The sequence below is a fragment of the Streptomyces sp. HUAS TT7 genome, from assembly GCF_051550175.1.
Lineage (GTDB): Bacteria > Actinomycetota > Actinomycetes > Streptomycetales > Streptomycetaceae > Streptomyces.
This window is the reverse complement of record NZ_CP196175.1, coordinates 6,831,747-6,853,539: the sequence shown is the minus strand read 5'-3', so window position 1 is coordinate 6,853,539 and position 21,793 is coordinate 6,831,747. Positions and strand designations below refer to the sequence as shown.

Genomic DNA, 21,793 nt, shown 5'->3' with positions numbered 1-21,793 from the left:
TGTGCGGGGCCCGCTCCGTCATGACAGCTCGTGCGTAACGGCTACCGCTGCGCGGCGCGCCCGCGGCGGTAGAGCACCGCTCCGCCGAGCACCAGACCGGCGGCGGCCGGGGCGGCGAAGCCCATGCCCTCGGAGCCGGTGTGCGCGAGCGAGGCGGCCGGGGCCTTCGGCGCGGTCACGGTCTGGGTGACCGGGGCGGCGGGCTTGGCGGGCGCGGCGGGCTGCCCGGGCTTGGCCGGCTGGTGCGCGATCGGGCTGACCGGGTGCTGCGGAACCCCGGGGTGCCCGGGCTGCTGGGGGTGACCCGGCTGCTCGGGAGGACAGGGCTTGTGCTGGCCGGGCTCGTGCGGCGTCCCGGGGTGGTGCGGCTCGCCCGGGTGGTGGGGCTGACCGGGGTGCTGCGGGTGCCCGGGGTGGCCGGGGTGCTGCGGCTGGCCGGGCCGGCCGCTCTCGCCGTTGACGCAGTCGTTGCCGAACGCCGGGTTGCCGACGCCCACCACGTTCACGCTGTTCCCGCAGAGGTTCACGGGTGCGTCGATGGGCGCCTGGATCGTATTGCCGGACGCCACACCGGGCGAGTTGCCGGTGTGGCCGGACGCCACGGCTCCACCGCCCGGGTGTCCGCCACCCTTGTTGGCACAGTCGTTGCCGAACGCCGGATTGCCGACGCCCACCACGTTCACGCTGTTCCCGCAGAGGTTCACGGGTGCGTCGATGGGCGCCTGGATCGTGTTGCCGGACGCCACACCGGGCGAGTTGCCGGTGTGGCCGGACGCCACGGCTCCACCGCCCGGGTGTCCGCCACCCTTGTTGGCACAGCTGTTGGCGAACGCCGGGTTGAGCGCGCCGATCACGTTGACGGTGTTGCCGCACGCGTTGACCGGCACGTGCACCGGGACCTGGACGGTGTTGCCGGACAGCACGCCCGGCGAGTTCGTGGCGCTGCCCTGGGCCGCCGAGTCGGCGTGCGCGGCACCGCTGGCCATGGCGATGACGCCGCTCGCGGCCGCCATGGTGATCAGTCCCTTGCGGGTGACCTGTCGCATAGATTCGTTCCCTGCCTTCTGCCTTCCGGAAAGCCCGGATGCGCCGTTGCGCCCGGGCTGAAATGCCCGGCGGCCCCGGAGTGCATGGCGCGCACTCCGGGGCCGCCCGGCTCAGACCCTCACGGGTCGAGGCACAACGTCACTTGTTGATGCAGGTGTTGCCGAAGGCGGGGTTCAGCAGCCCGATCACGGAGACCGTGTTGCCGCACACGTTCACCGGCACGTGCACGGGGACCTGGAGGACATTGCCGGACACGACGCCCGGGGAGTGCACAGCAGCACCCTCGGCGCCCGCGTCGGCGACAGCCAGGCCCGCACCCGCGAGAACCAGACCACCAGTGACAGCCGCAGCAGCGACGACCTTCTTGATCATTACTTCCTCCTTGTTGGCAAATGCGCGATCCCAGCCGCGGACCGCACACCCTGTAACGAGGAGGAAGTTATGGGGCTACGAGCATATGAGTGCATTCACTCTTTCCAGTCGGATACGTACGCTCAAACGATTAATGCAGCGTCGTTTCGGCACGCACCCGATGCCGGGATGCCCGGAGGCCGTCGCCGACCTCAGGACGCGTCGATGAACCGGTCGAGGACCCGCACGCCGAACTTCAGGCCGTCGACCGGGACCCGCTCGTCCACGCCGTGGAACATCCCGGCGAAGTCGAGCTCCGGCGGCAGCTTCAGCGGCGCGAAGCCGAAGCCCCGGATGCCGAGGTCGTCGAAGGACTTGGCGTCGGTGCCGGCCGAGAGCATGTACGGCACGGCGCGCGCGATCGGGTCCTCGGCCTGCAGCGCGACCTGCATGGCGTCGACCAGAGCGCCGTCGAAGGTGGTCTCCAGGGCCTTGTCCGCGTGGACGTCCTCGCGGATCACGCGCGGCCCCAGGATCCGGTCCAGGTCGGCGAGGAACTCCTCCTCGTACCCCGGCAGGAAGCGCCCGTCGACATGGGCGGTCGCCTGTCCCGGAATGACGTTGACCTTGTAACCGGCGCCCAGCTGGGTCGGGTTTGCGGTGTTCTGGAGGGAGGCGCCGATGAGCTTGGCGATGCCGCCGAGCTTGGCGAGCGTCTCGTCCATGTTCTCCGGGTCGAGCTCGGTGCCGAGCGCGTCCGAGAGCTCGTCGAGGAAGTGCCGCAGCGTCTTGGTCACCCGCACCGGGAACTTGTGCCGGCCGAGCCGTGCCACGGCCTCGGACAGCTCGGTGATGGCGTTGTCCTTGTGGATCATCGAGCCGTGCCCGGCGGTGCCGTCCACGGTCAGCTTCATCCAGTGCATGCCCTTCTGGGCCGTCTCCACGAGGTAGAGCCGCAGCTTCTCGTTGACGGTGAACGAGAACCCGCCGACCTCGCTGATCGCCTCGGTGACGCCCTCGAAGAGCTCGGGGTGCTTGTCCACGAGGAACCGCGCCCCGTACGTGCCGCCGGCCTCCTCGTCGGCGAGGAAGGCGAGGACGATGTCGCGCGGGGGCTTGCGGCCGCTCCTGAGCCGGTCGCGTACGACCGCGAGGGTCATCGCGTCCATGTCCTTCATGTCGACGGCGCCCCGGCCCCACACACAGCCGTCGGCGATCTCGCCGGCGAAGGGGTCGTGGGTCCAGTCGTCGGCGTTGGCCGGTACGACATCGGTGTGGCCGTGGATGAGCAGCGCGGGCCGCGACGGGTCCTCGCCCGCGATCCGGGCCACGGTGGAGGCGCGGCCCTTGTGCGACTCGAAGATCTTCGGCTCCAGGCCGACCTCGGCGAGCTTCTCCGCGACGTACTCCGCGGCCGCACGCTCACCGGGTCCGGAGTGGTCGCCGTAGTTGCTGGTGTCGATCCTGATCAGATCGCGACAGAGGTCGACGACCTCGTCCTCACCGGTCACGCCGCCGGTCCGGGTCGTGCTCGACTCGCTCACGCTGCTTCCTCCCGCTGTCGCTCCGTGTGGTCCGCCCCCATCCTGCCCCCGCGCCCCCTCGCCGCCCAAGGGCGGCTTCCCGCCGACATCCCGCGTTCACGCAGGCCAGGGGGGTGATCGAGCACCCCCGGATGTTTGCTATTGTTTTCCACGTCGGAACGGGCACGGCCCGCGAGACAGACACCTTGTCCGGGTGGCGGAATGGCAGACGCGCTAGCTTGAGGTGCTAGTGCCCTTTATCGGGCGTGGGGGTTCAAGTCCCCCCTCGGACACCAGCAGGAACCCCACTTCGGTGGGGTTCTTTTGCGTTTCCTGGGGCGTTGGGCCCTGGCCGCGCCCGGTTCAAGGCCGCCGGAAGGCCAGGACCGCGTTGTGGCCGCCGAAGCCGAAGGAGTTGCTCAGGGCTATGTCGCCGCAGGGCGGCAGGGGGCGGGGGGTGCCGCGGACCACGTCCAGGCCCAGGCTCTCCTCGGGGTGGTCGCAGCCGACGGTCGGGGGGATCAGGCCGTCGCGCAGGGTCAGGACCGTGGCGACCGCCTCCACTCCGCCCGCGCCGCCCTGGAGGTGGCCCAGGGCGCCCTTGTTCGCGGTGACGGGGATGTCGCGGGTGTGGCTGCCGAAGAGGCGGCACAGCGCGCGGGCCTCGGTGCGGTCGCCGTCGACGGTCGCCGTGGCGTGCGCGTTGACGTGGGCGACGTCGGCGGGCGTGGCTCCGGCGTCCGCGAGGGCGGATCGCAGCGCCGCCTCCACGCCGCGGCCCTCGGGTTCGGGGGCCGCCATGTGGAAGGCGTCCGCGGACAGGCCCCAGCCGGCCGCCTCGCAGTAGATGCGGGCGCCGCGCGCCCGGGCGTGCTCCTCGTCCTCCAGGATCAGCACGCCGGCTCCCTCGCCCAGCACGAATCCGTCGCGTTCGGCGTCGAACGGCCGTGAGGCCGCGCCCGGTTGGTCGTTCCGGGTCGACACCGCCCGCATCGCGGCGAACGCGGCGAGGATCTCCGGGGTGATCACGGCTTCGGTGCCGCCCGCGACGACGAGGTCGACCCGCCCGGCACGGATGGCGTCGATGGCCTGCCCGATCGCCTCCGTACCGGAGGCGCAGGCGGACACGAAGGTTCTGGCCTCGCCGCGGATGTCGAGGTCCTTGGATATCTGGGCGGCCGAGGCGGACGGCACGGTCATGGGCGAGGTGTGCGGGGAGACCGCCCTCGGTCCGCGCGCGATGAGCGTGAGCCGGCTCTCGACCATGACGGGCGCGCCGCCGATGATCGTGCCCATGGACACTCCGGTACGGGCCGGGCGCAGCCCGCTGGCCACGGTGCCCGAGAGGTCGAGCCCCGCGTCCCGCCAGGCCTCGCGGGCGGCGAGCAGCGCGAACTGGGTGGACCGGTTCATACGCCGCGCCACCGGCCTCGGCAGCAGGTCGGCGGGGTCGATCGCGGCCCGGGCGGCGAGGCGTACCGGAAGCACCTCGAAGTCCGGGCCCTCCACGACCGAGACCCCGCAGCGGCCTTCGAGCAGGCCCTGCCACAGCCCCGGTACGTCGCCGCCGAGCGGGCTGACGGCGCCGAGGCCGGTCACCACGACCCGGCGGTGCCGGGGCAGGGCCCACCGCGACGGGTCCGGCAGATCGGCCGGGTCGACCCGCGTCGTACGGACGACCTGGCGTTCGTAGCGCGGCAGCACACGCTCCAGGTCCGGGCCGCCGGTCAGGGGGCGCAGGTGCAGCCGGGTCTTCGTCTCGGTCACGGGCACGGTGCGCACCACCACGAGCCAGGGGCCGTCCGGGTCCGTCGCGATGACGTCCCCGGGCACCAGTTCACTCGTGGTGAGCAGGACGCACTTGCCGCCCATGACCGACTCTTCGCTCATCGTTCCCCTTTGCCTCACTTACGGGAAGTGCTGACATTTCGTACTCAATCCCCTCAGGCAGCATGCCTCCCGATCGCGAAGAAAGCAGGCTCAGGAGATCCCTCTCGCCTGTTTCTCTTCGGTCCCGCCCCGCGCGGAAGCGGCGCTGACCTGGGAATCTCTTGCTTCTGCCGGGTCCATTGGGGTTCTCTGGTTCCGTGAGACGCAGATCCAGGACCCCGGCCGCCCCGCTCGCTCAGCGCGACGGCATCGATCCGGTACGTGTGCGGCTGCCCGCCGACCCGGAGGGTCTCTGGGCCACGGTCGGTGATCATCTGCTGGGCCGGTTCGAGGGGGCGGTCGGCGCGGAGCGGGTGGCCGCGATGCTGCGCGAGGGGCGGTTCGTCGGGGCCGAGGGGGCGCTGAGCGGGGCGGAGGCGTACCGGGCCGGGATGCACGTGTGGTTCCACCGGGACTTCGCGCCGGAGGTGCCGGTGCCGTTCGAGATCGGGATCGTGTACCGCGACGAGCGGATCGTGATCGCCGACAAGCCGCACTTCCTCGCCACCACACCCCGGGGCCGGCACATCACCGAGACGGCCGTGGCCCGGCTGCGGCGGGATCTGGCGCTGCCCGCGCTCCAGCCCGCCCACCGGCTCGACCGCCTGACGGCGGGCCTCGCCCTGTTCGTCGTACGGCCCGAGGACCGGGGTGCGTACCAGAACCTGTTCAGCGGACGCCGGGTGCGCAAGGAGTACGAGGCGGTGGCCGCGTACGACCCCGCCGTGGCGCTGCCCGTGACCGTACGCAGCCGGATCGTGAAGGAGCGCGGGGTCATCGCCGCCCGCGAGGAGGCGGGCGAGCCCAACGCCGAGAGCCGGGTCGAACTGGCCGAGCGGCGCGGCGGGCTCGGCCGCTACCGCCTGCTGCCCGCGACCGGCCGCACCCACCAGCTGCGGGTCCATATGCACGGGCTCGGGCTGCCGATCCTCAACGATCCGGTGTATCCGGTGGTCCTGCCGGAGCCCGAGCCGGACGACTTCGGGGCACCGCTGCAACTGCTCGCCAAGGTCCTGGAGTTCACCGATCCGGTGGATGGGCGGGTCCACAGGTTTGAGAGCCGCCTTCGGCTGGCAGCTTGGCCGACTGAGTAAGGACCTGGAGGGCTGCGCTCCAGACATCGGATCAATTGGAGCTCCCCGTACGGAAATTGGGGCCCCAGGGGTGCCTTGACCCCGCAAAGGTCTGATAAATATGCGGGCATGCGTGCTACCTCGCTGGGTGCGGGCCGCTGTCCGGTGACCGCTCTGTCCTTGGGCGGCGCCGCTCTCGGCAACCTCTTCACGCCGCTGTCCGACGAGACGGCCCGGGGCGCGGTCGACGCGGCCTGGGACGCCGGTGTCCGCTGTTTCGACACCGCCCCGCACTACGGACTCGGACTCTCCGAGCGCCGGATGGGCGCGGCGCTGCGGGGCCGGCCCCGGGACGCGTACACGCTCTCCACCAAGGTCGGCCGGATCCTGGAGCCCCGGGAGGGCGGCGGGGACGATCTCGCTCAGGGGTTCGCCGTCCCGGCCACGCACCGGCGCCGCTGGGACTTCAGCGCGGACGGGGTGCGCCGCAGCATCGAGGCCAGCCTGGAGCGGCTCGGGCTCGACCGGATCGACGTCGTCTACCTCCACGACCCGGACGACCACGGCGAGCAGGCACTCCGCGAGGCGTACCCGGCGCTGGAACGGCTGCGCGCGGAGGGTGTTGTACGAGCCATAGGCGCCGGGATGAACCAGACCGGGATGCTGACCCGCTTTCTGCGCGAGTCGGACGTGGACGCCGTGCTCTGCGCCGGACGCTACTCGCTGCTCGACCAGCGTGCGGCCGACGAACTGCTGCCGGAGGCCGCCGCACGGGGCAGGAGCGTGGTGGTCGGCGGGGTCTTCAACTCGGGGCTGCTCGCCGATCCGCGGCCCGGCGCGACGTACGACTACGCGGCCGCTCCCCCGGAGCTCGTCGAACGGGCGCTGCGGATCAAGGCGGTCTGCGCGGGGCACGGGGTCGCTCTGCGGGCCGCCGCCCTGGCCTTTCCGCTGCGGCATCCGGCGGTGGCGAGCGTGCTGGTCGGAGCGCGTTCGGCGGCCGAAGTCGCCGATGCAGCGGCCATGTTCGCCACGCCGGTGCCGGACGCGCTCTGGGAGGAGCTGGGCATATGAGGGTCGCGCTGCACACGCGGGTCCGGGCCGACCGCATATCGGAGTACGAGGCCGCGCACCGCGGGGTACCGCCGGAACTCAGGGCCGCGATCTCCGCGGCCGGGGCTACTTCCTGGACGATCTGGCGCAGCGGTACTGAGCTGTTCCATTTGATCGAATGCGCGGATTACGGTCGTCTGCTGAGCGAGTTGGCGGAACTGCCGGTGAATGTGGCTTGGCAGCTCCGGATGAGCGAACTGCTCGATGTCGCGCACGATTATTCGAGCGAAGGCGCGGGGGCCGGGCTTCCTGTGGTGTGGGAGCTGTGAGCGGGGCGGGCTTCGCCGACACGCGGCGTCCTGTGCGGGGGCTCCGGTGAGCGCGGGCTTCGTCGATGCTCATCATCATGTGTGGGATCTGGGCGTCCGCGACCAGGACTGGATCACCGGGCCCCAACTCGCGTCGCTGCGGAGGAACTTCACGCTGGACGACCTGCGTCCCGAGGCCTCGTCCGCCGGGGTTGCGGCGACGGTGGTCGTCCAGACCGTGACCGTCGCGGAGGAGACGCCGGAACTTCTCTCGCTCGCGGACGGCAGTGATCTCGTGGCCGGGGTGGTCGGCTGGACCGACCTCACCTCGCCCGGCGTCGCCGACGAGCTGGCCCGGCTGCGCGTGCTGCCCGGCGGTCGACGCCTTGTGGGGATCCGGCACCAGGTGCAGGGCGAGCGGGATCCCGGGTGGCTGTTGCGCGCCGATGTGCGGCGGGGGCTGCGGGCGGTGGCGTCGGCCGGGCTCGCGTACGACCTGGTGGTGCGCGCGGACCAGCTGCCCGCGTGCGTGCGGGTCGCCGCGCTGCACCCCGAACTCACCTTTGTCCTGGACCACTTGGGGAAGCCTCCCATCGCCTCCGGGGCGCTTGAGCCCTGGGCCTCGGACGTTCGGGCGCTGGCCGCCCTGCCGAACACGGTGTGCAAGCTGTCGGGGATGGTGACGGAGGCGGACTGGGCTGCCTGGACCGTGGCGGACCTTCTGCCTTACGCCGAGACGGTGCTCGACGCGTTTGGGGCGGGGCGGGTTCTGTGGGGGTCGGACTGGCCGGTGTGCGTGCTGGCGTCCTCGTACGGGGGTGTGGTGGGGGCGGCTCGGGGGGTTGTGGCGGGGTTGAGTGCGGGTGAGCGGGGGGCGGTGTTCGGGGGGACGGCCCGGGGGGTGTACGGGTTGCGGCCTCCGGCCCAGTCCCCCGCCCCGCCCCTTCCCGAGACCCTCCGGGAGTGAAGGACCCTGGGGCTCCGCCCCAGACCCCGTATCGCGCCTCAAGGGCGCTCGTCCTCAATCTCCCCCAAGGCCTTAAGGGCCAGGGGGGACCCCCATGACGGGCTGAAATGCTCCGGTGCGGGCCAGCATCGATGCTGCTAGGGGCGCGGGGAACCGCGCAAACAGCCCTCCACGCCCCCCGCCGTCGACGCGCACCCCTCCCCCGGAGTCAATGCCCCCGCGCCACCCACTCCCCAAGGTGCGGCGCCTCCGCGCCAACCGTCGTACCCTCCCCGTGCCCCGTCCGCACCACCGTCTCCCCCGGCAGCACCAGCACCCGCTCCCTGAGCGAGTCGATGATCGTCGGGAAGTGCGAGAAGGAGCGGCCCGTCGCGCCCGGGCCGCCCGCGAACAGCGTGTCGCCCGTGAAGACCGTGCCCAGCGCCGGGGCGTACAGGCAGACCGCGCCCGGGGCGTGGCCGGGAGTGTGGAGCACCTCCAGCTCGACGTCCGCGATCGACACCCGCTCGCCGTCCGTCAGTTCGCCGTCCGGCATGCGGTCCGGGTGGGTCTGCTTCCAGAGGGGGAGGTCCGCCGGGTGCAGCAGCACCGGTGCTCCCGTCGCCTCCGACAGTGCCGGTGCCGCGTCGATGTGGTCGTTGTGGGCGTGCGTGCAGACGATCGCCTTCAGCCTGCGGCCGCCCAGCGCCGCCAGGATCGCCTCCGCGTCGTGCGCCGCGTCGATGACGACGGCCTCCTCGTCGTCCCCGACGATCCACACATTGTTGTCGACATCCCACGTACCCCCGTCGAGAGCGAACGTGCCGGACGTGACCAGATGATCGATGCGTGCGCGAACGGTCATCAGAACTCCACCACCGAGCGCAGCACATCGCCCTCGTGCATCCGCTCAAACGCCTTCTCGACCTCGTCCAGCGCGATCGTCTCGGTGACGAACGCCCCGAGGTCGATCCGCCCCTGCTGATGCAGGTCGATCAGCATCGGGAAGTCGCGCGAGGGCAGGCAGTCTCCGTACCAGGAGGACTTCAGGGCGCCGCCCCGGCCGAAGACGTCCAGCAGCGGCAGCTCCAGCTTCATCTCCGGGGTCGGGACACCCACCAGCACCACCGTGCCCGCCAGGTCGCGGGCGTAGAACGCCTGCTTGTACGTCTCCGGGTGGCCCACCGCCTCGATGACGACGTCCGCCCCGTTGCCGCCGGTCAGCTCGCGGATCGTCTCGACGGCGTCCTGCGTACGGGAGTTGACCGTGTGCGTGGCGCCCATCGACTTGGCCGTCGCCAGCTTGCGGTCGTCGATGTCGACGGCGATGATCCGGGCCGCGCCCGCGAGCCTCGCGCCCACGATCGCCGCGTCGCCGACGCCTCCGCAGCCGATGACGGCCACCGAGTCGCCCCGGCCGACGTTGCCGGTGTTGATGGCCGCGCCGATGCCGGCCATCACTCCGCAGCCCAGCAGGCCCGCCACGGCCGGGGACACCGCCGGGTCGACCTTGGTGCACTGGCCCGCCGCGACCAGCGTCTTCTCGGCGAACGCGCCGATGCCGAGGGCGGGCGACAGCTCGGTGCCCCCAAGGAGCGTCATCTTCTGGCGCGCGTTGTGCGTGTTGAAGCAGTACTGCGGGCGGCCGCGCAGACAGGCCCGGCAACTCCCGCACACCGCACGCCAGTTGAGGATCACGAAGTCGCCGGGCGCGACGTCGATGACGCCCTCGCCCACCGACTCCACGATCCCGGACGCCTCGTGGCCGAGCAGGAACGGGAAGTCGTCGTTGATGCCGCCCTGCTTGTAGTGCAGGTCGGTGTGGCAGACGCCGCAGGCCTGGATCTTCACCACCGCCTCGCCGGGGCCCGGGTCGGGCACCACGATGGTCTCCACCCGTACGGGCTGGTTCTTCCCCGGTGCGATGACCCCTTGGACCTGCTGCGACATTCCGCCACTCCCTGTTCATGCCGTTGGGCGTATTCGGGTGTACCTGGAATACACCCTATGAGGTGGCGTCGTGCACCTGATGGCCCCCGACGTACGTCGCGAGCACTCGGGTCGCGCCGATCTCCTCCGGCGGTCCCGCGTACGGGTCCCGGTCGAGCACCGCGAGGTCCGCGAGGGCGCCCGTGCGGATCGAGCCCGTTTCGTCGAGGTGGTTCACATGGGCCGTTCCCGCGGTGTACGCGGCGAACGCCGCCGTCAGGGTGATCCGCTGCGCGGGAAGGAAGGCCGGGCCCTTCTCGCCGGGCGCGATCCGGTTCACCGCCGTGTGGATGCCCTCCATCGGGTCGGGGCTGCTGACCGGCCAGTCCGAGCCCGCCGCCACGGTCGCCCCGGAGTGGAGCAGCGCCGCGAACGGGTACTGCCACCCCGCCCGCTCCTCGCCGAGGAAGGGGATGGTCAGCTCGTCCATCTGGGGTTCGTGCGAGGCCCACAGGGGCTGGATGTTGGCCGTCGCCCCGAGCGCGCGGAAGCGGTCGATGTCGTCGGGGTGGACGATCTGGAGGTGGGCGAGGTGCGGGCGGGTGTCGGTCCAGCCGTTGGTCTCGCGGGCCGCCTGCACCGCGTCGAGCGCCTCGCGCACGGCCCGGTCGCCGAGCGCGTGGAAGTGGGCCTGGAAGCCGAGCGCGTCCAACTGCGTGACGTACGAGCGCAGTTCGGCCGGGTCGACGAAGCTGGTGCCGGTGTTGGCGGTCGCGCAGCCGCAGGCGTCGAGGTAGGGGCCGAGCAGGGCCGCGGTGCCGGTCTCGGCGACACCGTCCTGCATGATCTTCACCGACCAGGCGCTGAACCGGCCGCGGCTCAACTCCCGTCGCCGTTCGACCAGTTCGGGGATCTGCTCGGCGCCGCGCTCGCGGTCCCACCACAGCGCGCCGACGACCCGCGCGGTCAGCGAGCCGTCGCGGGCGGCGGCCGCATAGGCGTCGGCGGGATCGTCCATCGAGCCGAAGCTGCCGACGATCGCGTCCTGCCAGGCGGTGATCCCGTACGAGTGGAGGTGGGCCTGGGCCCGCAGCAGGGCGGCGAGCCGTTCGGCGGGGGTGGAGCGGGGAGTGTGCCGGCCGACCAGGTCCATGGCCCCCTCCTGGAGCAGGCCGCTGGGCTCGCCGGCCGCGTCGCGCTCGATGCGGCCGTCGGCGGGGTCGGGGGTGTCGCGGGTGATCCCGGCGAGGGCGAGGGCGCGGGTGTTGACCCAGGCTCCGTGGTGGTCCCGGTTGGGGAGGTAGACGGGCCGGTCGGGCACGACGCGGTCGAGGAGGTCCCGGGTGGGGCTGCCGCCCTCGAACGCCTCCATCGACCAGCCTCCGCCGGTGATCCACTCCTGCTCGGGGTGGGCATCGGCGTAAGCCCGTACGGCCGCCAGGGTGTCTGCCGCCGTGATGAGGCCCGTGAGGTCGCAGCGCGCGAGCTCGATGCCCGCCGACACCGGATGGACGTGGGCGTCCTGGAAGCCGGGGATCAGCAGCTTCCCCGCCAGGTCGACGACTTGGGTCTTCGGGCCGATCAGCTCGCGCACCTCGTCGTGGCCGACGGCGGTGATGCGGTCCCCGGTGACGACCACGGTGGTGGCCCGGGAGCGGGCGGCGTCCAGGGTGAGAACCGGGCCGCCGGTGAAGACCAGGTCGGCGGGGGTGTGGCGCATGCGTGGATCCATTTCTGTCAGGGAGTGGCTGATGATTCAGACGGCTTCCGCGCCCAGCGGTGCCGGGTCGGTTTCCATGGTCGAGAGTCCCGTGACGAAGTACGGGGATTTCCTTACCCACTTGGCCCAGGCCGCGGCGACGAAGCCGCTGAGCAGCATCACCGCGGGGCACAGGAGCATGAACCAGCCATTGTCGGGGCTGACTTCGAAGTGGTCGGCGGAGATGTAGAAGGTCCAGCCGAGGTAGCCGCCGAGGCCGAGCAGGAACAGGGCGCTCAGGACCGGGATCACCACGGCTCGTACGGCCTCGCCCACGCCCTCCTTCAGCGCACCGCGGAAGCGGCTGGCCGCGGCCAGGGCGGTCAGCGCGTAGTAGAGCGACACGACGATCCCGATGGCATTGACGGAGGCCAGGATCAGGTCGCCGACCTTGGGGATGAGCAGCGAGAGGACGGCGATGGCGGCCGCGACACAGCCGATCGCGATCGTGCCGGCCGCCGGAGTCCCGTACCGGGGGCTGACCTTGAGCCAGAGCGGGCCGAGCGTGCGGTCGCGGCTCATCGCGAACATGCCGCGCACGGTGGGGATGACGCCGGACTGGAGCGAGGCGACCGCCGAGAAGGTCAGCGCGACCAGGGGCAGGGCCGCGAGCGGCTGGGCGGCGAGCCGATCGCCGAAGAAGGTGAGGCCCTGGGCGCCGTGGCCCACCAACTCGTCCTGGGAGAGCACCCGTTGGAAGGCGAAGGAGCCGAGCAGGAACAGGCCGAGCATGGTGAACAGGGTGATGAGTCCGGCCTTGGAGGCGTCCTCGGGGTCCCGGATCTCCTCGTTCACGCTGAACGTCGCCTCGAATCCCCAGTAGCAGAAGACGGAGAGCAGAAGACCTTGGGCGAGGGCCTGGCCGGAGGGGATGGTGAACGGGTTCAGCCAGTCGAGGCTGAAGGGGTGCGAGCCCTTGACGAGCCCGTAGCCGCAGAAGCCGAGCAGTACGGCGTATTCGAAGACGAGGAGCCACTTCTGGAGGGTGGCGGCCGAGCGGATGCCGACGACCGCGGTGAAGGTGACGGCGATGAGGATCACGATGCCGATGGCGGTGGACTGGGCCGTGGAATCGGGGTCCAGGCGCAGCCCGCCGAGCGCGTGCAGGCCTGCCTCGCCTGCCAGTTGGATGAGGGCGGAGCCGGTGACGGCGGTGGTGTAGGAGAGGAAGACGACGGTCGAGACGATGCCGATCCAGCCGGTCAGAAAGCCCAGCCAGGGGCTGAGCGAGCGGCCCACCCACACATAGCCGCTGCCCATGTTGGGCTCGACCTTGTTGAGCCGCGTGTACGCGCTCGCGATGCCCAGGATCGGGACGAACGCGAGCAGCATGACGATCGGGAGGTGCAGGCCCACGGCGCCGGCCGTGACGCCGAGTCCGATGCCGATGCTGGTGGTGGCGGCCGTGGAGGAGGCCGCGATGGCGACGCCGTCGAGGACGCCGAGGCTCTTGCGCAGGACGGGTGGGTCACTGCCGTAGGGAGTGCGCACGGTCGCTCCTTCGCCGAGGGGCGCTTTTCGGCCCCGATGGCGGCACATCGAACTCCGGGTGAAGTCGGTGCGTCAACGCTGTTGTCATAAAGCACGGCGCTTCGTAGGGTGCGGCGCATGAGCGAGCGAGTCGTACCGGACGGGGAGCGGCGGCGGCGCCGGCCCACCAAGCGGGGCACGGTCCTGTCCGAGGAGCTGATCGTCGAGACGGCGCTGCGGCTGATCGGCGAGCACGGGGCGGCGGCGCTGACCGTGCGCCGGCTGGGCACGGCGCTCGGCGCGGATCCGAGCGCGCTGTACCGCTACTTTCACGACACCGACGATCTGCTGCTCGCGGTGGCGGACGAGCTCATCGGCCGCACCCTGAAGGTCTGGCGGCCGAGCGGCGAGTGGCGGGCCGACCTGCGCTCCCTCGGGCTGCGGATCCACGCCGACTACCAGGCCCATCCCCAGGCGGCGCTGCTCACCTGCACGCGGGTGACCGGGCGGGTGCACGAGATGCGGTCGGTGGAGACGATCCTCGGGATTCTGCGCGGGGCCGGGTTCCCGGACGCCGAGGCGGTGCGGATCTACCACGTGTTCGTCGACCAGGCCCTGTCGTTCGCGGCCCTTGACGCGGCCGTGCTCACGCTGCCGAAGGAGTCCCGGACCCTGGAGGAGCGGGCCTGGCGGGAGCGGTACGCGCGGCTCCCGGCGGACACCCATCCGCATGTGGCCGCGACCGCGCCGACGCTGGTGGCGGAGATGGGCCGCAGCGCCTATCCGGCGGCCCTGGAGATGATGCTCGCGGCGGCCGCGTCCCGCCTGCAGCACGTACGGGCATGAGCATGAAAAAGGGCGGCACCCCCGTGACCAGGGGTGCCGCCCTCGCGATGCGATGAGCCGGTGCTACTCGCCCGAGGCGATCGCGCCGACCCGCTTGCGGACCAGGTACCAGCCGCCGACGAGCAGGGCCGCGATGATCGGGAGGCAGTAGATCGTGGTGCGGCCGACTCCCCCGCCGTACCACATCAGGAACGCCACGGACGCGAGGAAGAACAGCGTCACGATCTGCGTGTACGGGGCCCAGGGCAGCTGGTAGGAGGGGCGCTGCAGACGGCCCTGCTGCGCGCGGCGCCAGAAGAGCAGCGAGCAGATCATGATCATCGCCCAGGTGCCGAGGATGCCGATGGAGGCGAAGTTCAGCACGATCTCGAAGGCGTCGCCGGGGACGATGCCGTTCAGGGCGACGCCGAGGACGCCGAACCCGGCGGTGAGCAGCACGCCGCCGTAGGGGACCTTGCCCTTGTTCATGACGCCGACGAACTTGGGCGCGGAGCCGGCGAGCGACATCGAGCGCAGGATGCGGCCGGTGGAGTACAGGCCGGAGTTGAGGCTGGACAGAGCCGCGGTGAGGACCACCAGGTTCATCACGCCGGCCGCACCCGGCACCCCGATCTTGTCGAGGACGGTGACGAACGGGCTCTGGCTCTCGGAGTACTCGGTGTACGGAAGCAGCAGCGCGAGCAGCACGACCGAGCCGACGTAGAAGATGCCCACACGCCACATGATCGAGTTGATCGCCTTGGGCAGGACCTTCGCCGGGTTCTCCGTCTCGCCGGCGGCGACGCCGCACAGCTCGACCGAGGCGTACGCGAAGACGACACCCTGGATGACGAGCAGCATGGGCAGCATGCCCATCGGGAAGATGCCGCCGTGGCTGGTGATGTTGGCGAAGCCCGGCGTGGTGCCGTCCACGTCGTGCTGGGTGACCACGAGGTAGATGCCGACCGCCATGAAGGCGACGAGGGCGACGACCTTGATGATCGCGAACCAGAACTCCATCTCGCCGAAGTACTTCACCGAGATGAGGTTGGCGGTGAGGACGACGGCGAGCGCGACGAGCGCGCAGACCCACTGCGGGATGTCGCTGAACATGGCCCAGAAGTGGGCGTAGGTCGCGGCCGCGGTGATGTCGGCGACGGCGGTGGTCGACCAGTTCAGGAAGTAGAGCCAGCCCGCCGTGTAGGCGCCCTTCTCGCCCATGAACTCACGGGCGTAGGAGACGAAGGCGCCCGAGGAGGGGCGGTAGAGCACGAGCTCACCCAGCGCCCGTACGACGAAGAAGGCGAAGACGCCGCAGACCGCGTAGGCGATCGCGAGCGAGGGGCCCGCGCCCGCCATCCGGCCGCCGGCACCGAGGAAGAGGCCGGTGCCTATCGCGCCGCCGATGGCGATCATGTTGATGTGGCGGGACTTGAGGTCCTTGCTGTAACCGGCGTCACCGGCGTCGATGTGGGGGGTGCCCGTCGATGCCCCCGCGGGGGCATCCTGGGTCTCGGCCGCAGGCATGGTGCGGTCACTCATGGAGTAGTTCGCCTTTGTGAGGGGTCATGCGGTCGTGCGGGACCGGCCGTACCGGTGATGCAGGTCGTCACCTTGGCAGGGACTAGACGTCACCTTGGCACGGACCAGCGGCCCATAGTCCCGGCTGTCGGCACAGTTTGGCAGTGTCCAATGTCACGTAGAGACAGATTTGAGGTGTTTCAGAGGTAACTAAAAGGTATCCGCTGAGCGTTTTTTGTTGCCTAGGGTACCTATGGTGCGAGGACGTCCAGTTCCTGAAGGGCACCGACCGCGATCTCGCGGGTCAGTCGCTCGGCCTCCGCGGCGTCCCGTTCGCGGACCGCCTCAGCCACCCGCACATGCAAAGTGACGGCCGCCGGGTCCGGATCGGGGAACATCACCTGGTGGTGGGTGCGGCCGGCGAGGACCTCGGCGACCACGTCGCCGAGCCGGGCGAACATCTCGTTGCCGGACGCGTTGAGCACGATCCGGTGGAAGGCGACGTCGTGCACGAGGTACGCCTCCAGCTGGCGCCCGCGCGAGGTGGCGACCATGCCGAGGGCCTGCTCGGTGAGGTCGGCGCACTGGGCGGGGGTGGCCCTGAGCGCGGCGAGCCCGGCGGCCACCGGCTCCACGGCGGAGCGCAGCACGGTGAGCGAGCGCAGCTGGCGCGGCCGGTCGGCGCCCGCCAGCCGCCACCGGATGACCTGCGGGTCGTACACGTTCCACTGCTCGGCCGGCTTCACGGTCACGCCGACCCGGCGCCGGGACTCGACCAGGTCCATCGATTCGAGGACGCGGACCACTTCGCGGACCACGGTGCGCGAGACGTCGAAGCGCTGGGCGAGCTCGTCGGTGCGCAGCACGCTGCCCGGCGGGTACTCGCCCGCGGTGATCGCCAGACCCAGGCTGTCGAGCACATGCGTGTGGAGCCCCCGGGCCTGAGTCGTCATGGGCCAAGCCTAAGGGCCGCCGTCGAGGCCTACGGGCCGCCTTGGAGAGCCGCGGGCCGCACCGAAGCCTCAAAAGTATGACTTTTAAATCACGACCTCTTGAATATGTCGTACCTAATGGGTTTGAGTGTGCGCGACGGACATCGATGTCGACGAAGACAGCGAGGCACCACCCGCATGAACTCCCCCCTGACCATCGTCGTGATGGGCGTCGCCGGGACCGGCAAGACGACCATCGGGCCGCTGGTCGCAGCACGGCTCGGCGTCCCCTATGCCGAGGGCGACGACTTCCACCCCGCGGCGAACGTCGCCAAGATGTCCGCGGGCATCCCGCTGGACGACGAGGACCGCTGGCCCTGGCTCGACGCGATCGGCGCGTGGGCGCACGGCCGGGCCGGGCTCGGCGGGGTCGTCTCCAGCTCCGCGCTCAAGCGGAGCTACCGCGACCGGCTGCGGGCGGCCGCCCCCGGCCTCGTCTTCCTGCACCTCACCGGCGACCGCGCGCTCATCGAGCGGCGGATGGCCGAGCGCAAGGGGCACTTCATGCCGGCCGCGCTGCTCGACTCCCAGTTCGCCGCCCTCCAGCCCCTCGGCCGGGACGAGGCGGGCGTCGCCGTCGACGTGTCCGGCACCCCCGAGGACATCGCGGAGCGGGCCGCCGCCGCGCTGCGACCGCTCACCATCTAAGGAACCCCCACCGTGACCAGACTCAGCGTCGAGTTCCTGGCAGCGGACGCCACGCAGCCGATCACCTCGGCCGGCAACACCCAGCTGGGCATTGCCGTACTCGCGGGCATCGCCGTCATCGTCCTGCTCATCACCAGGTTCAAACTGCACGCCTTCCTGGCCCTGACCATCGGCTCGCTGGCGCTCGGCGCCTTCGCGGGCGCCCCGCTCGACAAGGCGATCGCCAGCTTCAGCGGCGGCCTCGGCAGCACGGTCTCGGGCGTCGGCGTGCTGATCGCGCTCGGCGCCATCCTCGGCAAGCTGCTCGCCGACTCCGGCGGCGCGGACCAGATCGTCGACACCATCCTGGCCAAGGCCGGGAAGTCCGGCGGGCGGGCGATGCCCTGGGCGATGGTGGCCATCGCCTCGATCATCGGACTCCCGCTGTTCTTCGAGGTCGGCATCGTGCTGCTGATCCCCGTGGTGCTGCTCGTCGCCAAGCGCGGCAACTACTCCCTGATGCGGATCGGCATCCCCGCGCTCGCCGGCCTGTCCGTGATGCACGGCCTGATCCCGCCGCACCCGGGGCCGCTCGTCGCCATCGACGCGATCGGCGCCAACCTCGGCGTGACGCTGGCGCTCGGTGTCGTCGTCGCCGTTCCTACGGTGATCATCGCGGGCCCGCTGTTCTCCAAGTACGCGGCCCGCTGGGTCGACATCCCGGCCCCGGACAAGATGGTGCCGACCCGTCCCTCGGAGGACCTGGAGAGGCGGCCGAGCTTCGGCGCGACCATCGCCACCGTGCTCCTCCCGGTCGCCTTGATGCTGGCCAAGGCACTGGTCGACATCGTGGTCGACGACCCGAAGAACCATGTCCAGCGGGTCACCGACGTCGTCGGCTCGCCGCTGATCGCACTGCTCGCGGCCGTCCTGGTCGGCATCTTCACGCTGGGCCGGGCGGCCGGGTTCACCAAGGAGCGGATCTCGACGACCGTCGAGAAGTCCCTCGCGCCGATCGCGGGCGTGCTGCTCATCGTGGGCGCGGGCGGCGGCTTCAAGCAGACGCTGATCGACGTGGGCGTCGGCCGGATGATCCTGGACTTCTCCAAGGACTGGGCGATTCCGTCGCTGCTGCTCGCCTGGCTGATCGCGGTGGCGATCCGGCTCGCGACGGGCTCCGCGACCGTGGCGACGATCTCCGCGGCGGGCCTGGTGGCACCGCTCGCGGCCGACATGTCGACTGCGCACGCGGCCCTGCTCGTGCTCGCCGTCGGCGCCGGTTCGCTGTTCTTCAGCCACGTCAACGACGCCGGGTTCTGGCTGGTCAAGGAGTACTTCGGGATGAACGTCGGCCAGACGGTCAAGACCTGGTCGGTGATGGAGACGATCATCTCCGTGGTGGCACTCGGCTTCGTCCTGCTGCTCTCACTCGTCGTCTAGTTCCGGTTCCCACAACGGGTGTTCACGTTTCGCCCAGGGCCTTTCGACCGACCCGGTGCGCATGCCACGGCGTGCCTCCGGGGCGCCGATCGCCATCCACACATGCCCGATGACGACGATGCCGACGGCAAGGGACAGCCAGTCGTGCACGAACGTGGACCCGATCCGCACCTCGATGGGCGCGAGGTGCGTGAACCACATCAGCAGCCCCGTCCCCAGCATCACCAGGGCGGCTCCCGCGATCCAGCCCGCGTACACCTTCTGCCCGGCGTTGAACTTCCCGGCAGGGCGCGGCTCCCGCTCCCGGCGCAGCGCCGTGCGCAGCCAGGTCCTGTCGTACGGCAGGAAGCGGTTGAGGCGGCCGAGATCCGCGCGGAACGCCCGCGAGGCGAGGCCGAGCAGGACCGGCGCGGGAAGGAGCACCCCGCAGATCTCGTGCACCCGCACCACCAGCTCGCGGCGGCCGACGGCCTCGGCGAACTGCGGAACGTAGAGGATCGCCGCGGTGACCACGCAGGCACCCATCAGAGCGGCCGTGGCCCGGTGCACCCACCGCTCCCCCGGCGTGAACCTCCTTACCGTGTACGGGAGTTCAGGAGGTGGGGGTGTCTTCGCGTCCGTTGGACCGGCCGACCCAGGCGTCGGTGTCATAGCCTCGCTCCTCCCAGTATCCCCGCTCGGCCTTTTCCGTCACGGTGATCCCGGACAGCCATTTCGCCGACTTGTAGAAGTACATGGGCGCCACATACAGCCGGGCCGGCCCGCCGTGGGCGTGGCTGACCGGCTTGTCCTGCATGCTCAGGGCGATCAACACGTCGTCGCGGCGGGCCTGTTCGAGGGTGAGGCTCTCGCTGTACGCGCCGTCGAAGCAGGTGAAGCGGACCGCCCCGGCGCCCGGCCGCACCCCGGCCGCATCCAGGAGCCGCGACAACTGCACCCCGGCGAAGGGCGTGCCCGGCACCCGCCATCCCGTCACGCACTGCACATCGCGCACCAGGCGCGTCTGCGGCATCGCGCGCAGCGTGTCGAGTGTGTACGTGGCGGGCCTGGTGACCAGGCCGTCGACGGTGAGCCGGTAGTCGGCGGCGCTCCTGTCGGGCACGGAGGCGGCGACCGAGTAGTAGCGGAAGCCGCCGCCGTTGGGCAGCAGATTGGTGAGCCCGGTGGGGTCCTTGTCGGCGGCGGCGCCCAGGAACGACTCCAGGCCGCCCTGGACGTAGCGCGCCGAGGCGACCCCGGCCACGCCGAGGCCGAGCATGCCGAGCACGAGCCGGCGCCCGACGGGTGCGCCCCGCGCGGGTGGAGGGGTTGGTTCTGGTGTCACCGGACGATTCGAACACCCCGCGGCCGGTCCTGCCAGGGATCCCGGCGGTACGTCACCGTTCCGTCAGAAATCCCGAAGGCGGCTCACAGCTCGGCGGCGCGGCCCGGCTCCCGCTCCTGGTGCCGACGGCTGCCCGGCACCAGGCCCTGAGCACCGCGCTCGGCGGCGGCCGTCCGCTCCAGCTGGAAGGCCTCGTTGCCGAGGCCGATCCTGGCGTGCACCCCGGGCTTGCGCGCCCGCAGCACCAGGCCGTAGCCCAGGCCCGCCACCAGCGCGAGGACGATGATGCCGGGCAGCACCCAGTTGAGCGCGTCGTCCGGGCCCGCGCCGACCAGCACATGGAACTGCTTGACGGTGTACGCGGCGATGCCGAGCAGCGCGATGCCCGCGGCGCCCGCGGCGAGCAGCCGCCACAGCTGGGCCCCGGCCGCTCCCCGGCGTACGAAGAAGACGATCACGGCGAGCGAGGCCGCGGCCATCAGCAGGATCACGCCGAGCGCGCCGACGTTGCCCATCCAGGTGAACAGGTGCATGACGGGGGCGGTCGGGTCGCCGGCCGGCCAGCGGTCGGTGAGCGCGAAGGCCGCGACGACCACCACCGAGATCACGGTCTGGAGCAGGGAGCCGCCCGCCGGGGCGCCGCTGGTGCTGCTGGTGCGGCCGAAGCCGGCGGGCAGCAGCCCCTCGCGGCCCATGGCGAAGACGTACCGGGCGACCACGTTGTGGAAGCTGAGCAGCGCCGCGAACATGCCGGTCACGAACAGGACGTGGAGGACATCGGTGAACGTGCCGCCGAGGTTCTTGTCGGCCAGCGCGAACAACAGCCCGGGGCCCTGCTTCTGGGCGGAGTCGACGATGTCGCGCGGGCCCGTCGCCAGCGTCAGCGCCCAGGAGCTGAGCGCGAAGAAGAGGGCGACGAAGCCGACGGCGAGGAACATGACGCGCTTGACGACGACGTGCGGGCGGCTGGTCTCCTCGGCGTACACCGGGGCCTGCTCGAAGCCGGTGAACGCGGCGATGCAGAAGCACAGGGCGATGCCGACGCTGCCGCCGCTCAGGCTGTGCGGGTTGAAGGCGTGCAGCGAGAGCCCGTCGACGGCCGGTTTCGCCACGGCAGCGCCGTCGAAGGCGACGACCATCACGACCTCCAGGATCAGGAGCACCCCGAGCACCTTGGCGTTGAGGTCGATCTTCAGCCAGGCCAGCGCCCCGACGAGGGCGACCGCGAGCAGCGCGGGCACCCACCAGTCGATGCTCACGTGGAGGTAGGTGTCGAGCAGCCCGGACACCTCGAAGCCGAACATCCCGTAGATGCCGACCTGGAGCGCGCTGTAGGCGGCGAGCGCCACATAGGAGGCGGCGGCGCCCGCGGTCGGGCCGAGGCCGCGCGCGATGTACGCGTAGAACGCGCCCGCGTTGTGCACATGGCGGCTCATCTCGGCGTAGCCGACGCTGAACAGGGCGAGGACCGCGCCGAGGATCAGGAAGAGCAGCGGCTGTCCGACGACGCCCATCGCGGCGAACGCGGTGGGCATCACCCCGGCCACGACCATCAGGGGCGCGCTCGCCGCGAGGACCGAGAGGAGCAGTCCCGGGGTGCCGAGGCGGTCGGCGCGCAGCGCCCGGTCCTGCCCCTTGTACGTGCTGATCTCGGTCTCGCTGGTCTGGCTCGGCAT

20 protein-coding genes and 1 tRNA gene are annotated in these 21,793 nt (G+C 71.2%); 8 read left to right on the top strand and 13 right to left on the bottom strand.

The annotated features are described in order from the left end of the window. Positions 1 to 41 precede the first annotated feature (41 nt). The 3 genes from ACSHXC_RS30840 to ACSHXC_RS30830 all read right to left on the bottom strand — a co-directional run bounded on the left by ACSHXC_RS30840 (position 42) and on the right by ACSHXC_RS30830 (position 2,942). Positions 42 to 1,046: a chaplin family protein gene (locus ACSHXC_RS30840; protein ID WP_438294696.1), complete on the bottom strand. Its 1,005-nt coding sequence runs from the start codon at positions 1,044 to 1,046 to the stop codon at positions 42 to 44. Between the two features lie 139 nt (positions 1,047 to 1,185). Beyond that, complete coding sequence (chpH, locus tag ACSHXC_RS30835; protein ID WP_189962051.1) at positions 1,186 to 1,419, bottom strand: chaplin ChpH; 234 nt, start codon at positions 1,417 to 1,419, stop codon at positions 1,186 to 1,188. A 191-nt stretch (positions 1,420 to 1,610) separates the two neighbouring features. Then, complete coding sequence (locus ACSHXC_RS30830) at positions 1,611 to 2,942, bottom strand: M20/M25/M40 family metallo-hydrolase (protein ID WP_438294695.1); 1,332 nt, start codon at positions 2,940 to 2,942, stop codon at positions 1,611 to 1,613. A gap of 187 nt (positions 2,943 to 3,129) precedes the next feature. Between ACSHXC_RS30830 and ACSHXC_RS30825 the strand changes: the two genes are divergently transcribed. Continuing rightward, positions 3,130 to 3,217: transfer RNA gene (locus ACSHXC_RS30825), tRNA-Leu, on the top strand. Between the two features lie 67 nt (positions 3,218 to 3,284). Here ACSHXC_RS30825 and ACSHXC_RS30820 read toward each other — a convergent pair. Beyond that, positions 3,285 to 4,811: a beta-ketoacyl-[acyl-carrier-protein] synthase family protein gene (locus ACSHXC_RS30820; protein ID WP_438294694.1), complete on the bottom strand. Its 1,527-nt coding sequence runs from the start codon at positions 4,809 to 4,811 to the stop codon at positions 3,285 to 3,287. Between the two features lie 197 nt (positions 4,812 to 5,008). On the opposite strand from ACSHXC_RS30820, the gene ACSHXC_RS30815 reads away from it, so the two are divergent. The 4 genes from ACSHXC_RS30815 to ACSHXC_RS30800 all read left to right on the top strand — a co-directional run bounded on the left by ACSHXC_RS30815 (position 5,009) and on the right by ACSHXC_RS30800 (position 8,251). Further along, positions 5,009 to 5,944 carry a pseudouridine synthase gene (locus ACSHXC_RS30815; RefSeq protein WP_438294693.1) on the top strand — a complete coding sequence of 312 codons (936 nt, stop codon included), beginning with the start codon at positions 5,009 to 5,011 and terminating at the stop codon, positions 5,942 to 5,944. A gap of 108 nt (positions 5,945 to 6,052) precedes the next feature. Further along, positions 6,053 to 6,997: an aldo/keto reductase gene (locus ACSHXC_RS30810; RefSeq protein WP_438294692.1), complete on the top strand. Its 945-nt coding sequence runs from the start codon at positions 6,053 to 6,055 to the stop codon at positions 6,995 to 6,997. Continuing rightward, positions 6,994 to 7,305 (top strand): L-rhamnose mutarotase, encoded by a 312-nt coding sequence (locus ACSHXC_RS30805; protein ID WP_438294691.1) that lies wholly within the window; start codon positions 6,994 to 6,996, stop codon positions 7,303 to 7,305. Before ACSHXC_RS30810 ends, ACSHXC_RS30805 begins: the two co-directional genes overlap by 4 nt. A gap of 46 nt (positions 7,306 to 7,351) precedes the next feature. Further along, positions 7,352 to 8,251 carry an amidohydrolase family protein gene (locus ACSHXC_RS30800; RefSeq protein ID WP_438294690.1) on the top strand — a complete coding sequence of 300 codons (900 nt, stop codon included), beginning with the start codon at positions 7,352 to 7,354 and terminating at the stop codon, positions 8,249 to 8,251. Positions 8,252 to 8,459: 208 nt separating this feature from the next. On the opposite strand, the gene ACSHXC_RS30795 is transcribed toward ACSHXC_RS30800, so the two are convergent. Genes ACSHXC_RS30795 through ACSHXC_RS30780 form a run of 4 tightly spaced genes read right to left on the bottom strand, consistent with a single transcriptional unit; the run spans position 8,460 to position 13,457 of the window. Next, positions 8,460 to 9,095, bottom strand: a complete 636-nt coding sequence (locus tag ACSHXC_RS30795) for an MBL fold metallo-hydrolase (protein WP_438294689.1) — start codon at positions 9,093 to 9,095, stop codon at positions 8,460 to 8,462. Next, a complete protein-coding gene (locus ACSHXC_RS30790; RefSeq protein ID WP_438294688.1) occupies positions 9,095 to 10,180 on the bottom strand; it encodes an S-(hydroxymethyl)mycothiol dehydrogenase in 1,086 nt (361 codons plus the stop codon). Before ACSHXC_RS30790 ends, ACSHXC_RS30795 begins: the two co-directional genes overlap by 1 nt. Positions 10,181 to 10,235: 55 nt before the next feature. Then, complete coding sequence (locus ACSHXC_RS30785; RefSeq protein WP_438294687.1) at positions 10,236 to 11,879, bottom strand: amidohydrolase; 1,644 nt, start codon at positions 11,877 to 11,879, stop codon at positions 10,236 to 10,238. 36 nt (positions 11,880 to 11,915) lie between these two features. Next, positions 11,916 to 13,457 carry an APC family permease gene (locus ACSHXC_RS30780; RefSeq protein WP_438294686.1) on the bottom strand — a complete coding sequence of 514 codons (1,542 nt, stop codon included), beginning with the start codon at positions 13,455 to 13,457 and terminating at the stop codon, positions 11,916 to 11,918. Positions 13,458 to 13,526: 69 nt separating this feature from the next. Here ACSHXC_RS30780 and ACSHXC_RS30775 point away from each other — a divergent pair, with 69 nt between their 5' ends. Further along, positions 13,527 to 14,234 (top strand): TetR/AcrR family transcriptional regulator, encoded by a 708-nt coding sequence (locus tag ACSHXC_RS30775; protein ID WP_438294685.1) that lies wholly within the window; start codon positions 13,527 to 13,529, stop codon positions 14,232 to 14,234. A 63-nt stretch (positions 14,235 to 14,297) separates the two neighbouring features. Here the strand turns inward: ACSHXC_RS30775 and ACSHXC_RS30770 are convergent, their stop codons facing one another. After that, complete coding sequence (locus tag ACSHXC_RS30770; protein ID WP_438294684.1) at positions 14,298 to 15,755, bottom strand: amino acid permease; 1,458 nt, start codon at positions 15,753 to 15,755, stop codon at positions 14,298 to 14,300. 230 nt (positions 15,756 to 15,985) lie between these two features. Next, positions 15,986 to 16,687 carry a FadR/GntR family transcriptional regulator gene (locus tag ACSHXC_RS30765; protein ID WP_438294683.1) on the bottom strand — a complete coding sequence of 234 codons (702 nt, stop codon included), beginning with the start codon at positions 16,685 to 16,687 and terminating at the stop codon, positions 15,986 to 15,988. A gap of 177 nt (positions 16,688 to 16,864) precedes the next feature. Here ACSHXC_RS30765 and ACSHXC_RS30760 point away from each other — a divergent pair, with 177 nt between their 5' ends. Together ACSHXC_RS30760 and ACSHXC_RS30755 are read left to right on the top strand one after the other, a co-directional pair. Further along, positions 16,865 to 17,374 (top strand): gluconokinase, encoded by a 510-nt coding sequence (locus tag ACSHXC_RS30760; RefSeq protein ID WP_438294682.1) that lies wholly within the window; start codon positions 16,865 to 16,867, stop codon positions 17,372 to 17,374. Positions 17,375 to 17,386: 12 nt separating this feature from the next. Then, positions 17,387 to 18,793, top strand: a complete 1,407-nt coding sequence (locus ACSHXC_RS30755) for a GntT/GntP/DsdX family permease (protein WP_438294681.1) — start codon at positions 17,387 to 17,389, stop codon at positions 18,791 to 18,793. Here the strand turns inward: ACSHXC_RS30755 and ACSHXC_RS30750 are convergent. The 3 genes from ACSHXC_RS30750 to ACSHXC_RS30740 form a co-directional block, all read right to left on the bottom strand. Further along, a complete protein-coding gene (locus ACSHXC_RS30750; RefSeq protein WP_438294680.1) occupies positions 18,779 to 19,444 on the bottom strand; it encodes a cytochrome b/b6 domain-containing protein in 666 nt (221 codons plus the stop codon). The two genes, ACSHXC_RS30755 and ACSHXC_RS30750, sit on opposite strands and share 15 nt — an antisense overlap. Further along, on the bottom strand, positions 19,386 to 20,117 hold the full coding sequence (locus tag ACSHXC_RS30745) for a molybdopterin-dependent oxidoreductase (protein ID WP_438294679.1): 732 nt from the start codon (positions 20,115 to 20,117) through the stop codon (positions 19,386 to 19,388). Before ACSHXC_RS30745 ends, ACSHXC_RS30750 begins: the two co-directional genes overlap by 59 nt. A gap of 83 nt (positions 20,118 to 20,200) precedes the next feature. After that, positions 20,201 to 21,793, bottom strand: a complete 1,593-nt coding sequence (locus ACSHXC_RS30740; protein ID WP_438294678.1) for an APC family permease — start codon at positions 21,791 to 21,793, stop codon at positions 20,201 to 20,203.

Bases quoted from the DNA above. Each gene is read 5' to 3' on its own strand.
- ACSHXC_RS30840 (WP_438294696.1), bottom strand. From the start codon at position 1,046: ATGCGACAGGTCACCCGCAAGGGACTGATCACCATGGCGGCCGCGAGC.
- chpH (WP_189962051.1), bottom strand. From the start codon at position 1,419: ATGATCAAGAAGGTCGTCGCTGCTGCGGCTGTCACTGGTGGTCTGGTT.
- ACSHXC_RS30820 (WP_438294694.1), bottom strand. From the start codon at position 4,811: ATGAGCGAAGAGTCGGTCATGGGCGGCAAGTGCGTCCTGCTCACCACG.
- ACSHXC_RS30810 (WP_438294692.1), top strand. From the start codon at position 6,053: ATGCGTGCTACCTCGCTGGGTGCGGGCCGCTGTCCGGTGACCGCTCTG.
- ACSHXC_RS30805 (WP_438294691.1), top strand. From the start codon at position 6,994: ATGAGGGTCGCGCTGCACACGCGGGTCCGGGCCGACCGCATATCGGAG.
- ACSHXC_RS30795 (WP_438294689.1), bottom strand. From the start codon at position 9,095: ATGACCGTTCGCGCACGCATCGATCATCTGGTCACGTCCGGCACGTTC.
- ACSHXC_RS30790 (WP_438294688.1), bottom strand. From the start codon at position 10,180: ATGTCGCAGCAGGTCCAAGGGGTCATCGCACCGGGGAAGAACCAGCCC.
- ACSHXC_RS30785 (WP_438294687.1), bottom strand. From the start codon at position 11,879: ATGCGCCACACCCCCGCCGACCTGGTCTTCACCGGCGGCCCGGTTCTC.
- ACSHXC_RS30780 (WP_438294686.1), bottom strand. From the start codon at position 13,457: ATGTGCCGCCATCGGGGCCGAAAAGCGCCCCTCGGCGAAGGAGCGACC.
- ACSHXC_RS30775 (WP_438294685.1), top strand. From the start codon at position 13,527: ATGAGCGAGCGAGTCGTACCGGACGGGGAGCGGCGGCGGCGCCGGCCC.
- ACSHXC_RS30770 (WP_438294684.1), bottom strand. From the start codon at position 15,755: ATGAGTGACCGCACCATGCCTGCGGCCGAGACCCAGGATGCCCCCGCG.
- ACSHXC_RS30765 (WP_438294683.1), bottom strand. From the start codon at position 16,687: ATGACGACTCAGGCCCGGGGGCTCCACACGCATGTGCTCGACAGCCTG.
- ACSHXC_RS30760 (WP_438294682.1), top strand. From the start codon at position 16,865: ATGAACTCCCCCCTGACCATCGTCGTGATGGGCGTCGCCGGGACCGGC.
- ACSHXC_RS30750 (WP_438294680.1), bottom strand. From the start codon at position 19,444: ATGACACCGACGCCTGGGTCGGCCGGTCCAACGGACGCGAAGACACCC.
- ACSHXC_RS30740 (WP_438294678.1), bottom strand. From the start codon at position 21,793: ATGCCGAGCCAGACCAGCGAGACCGAGATCAGCACGTACAAGGGGCAG.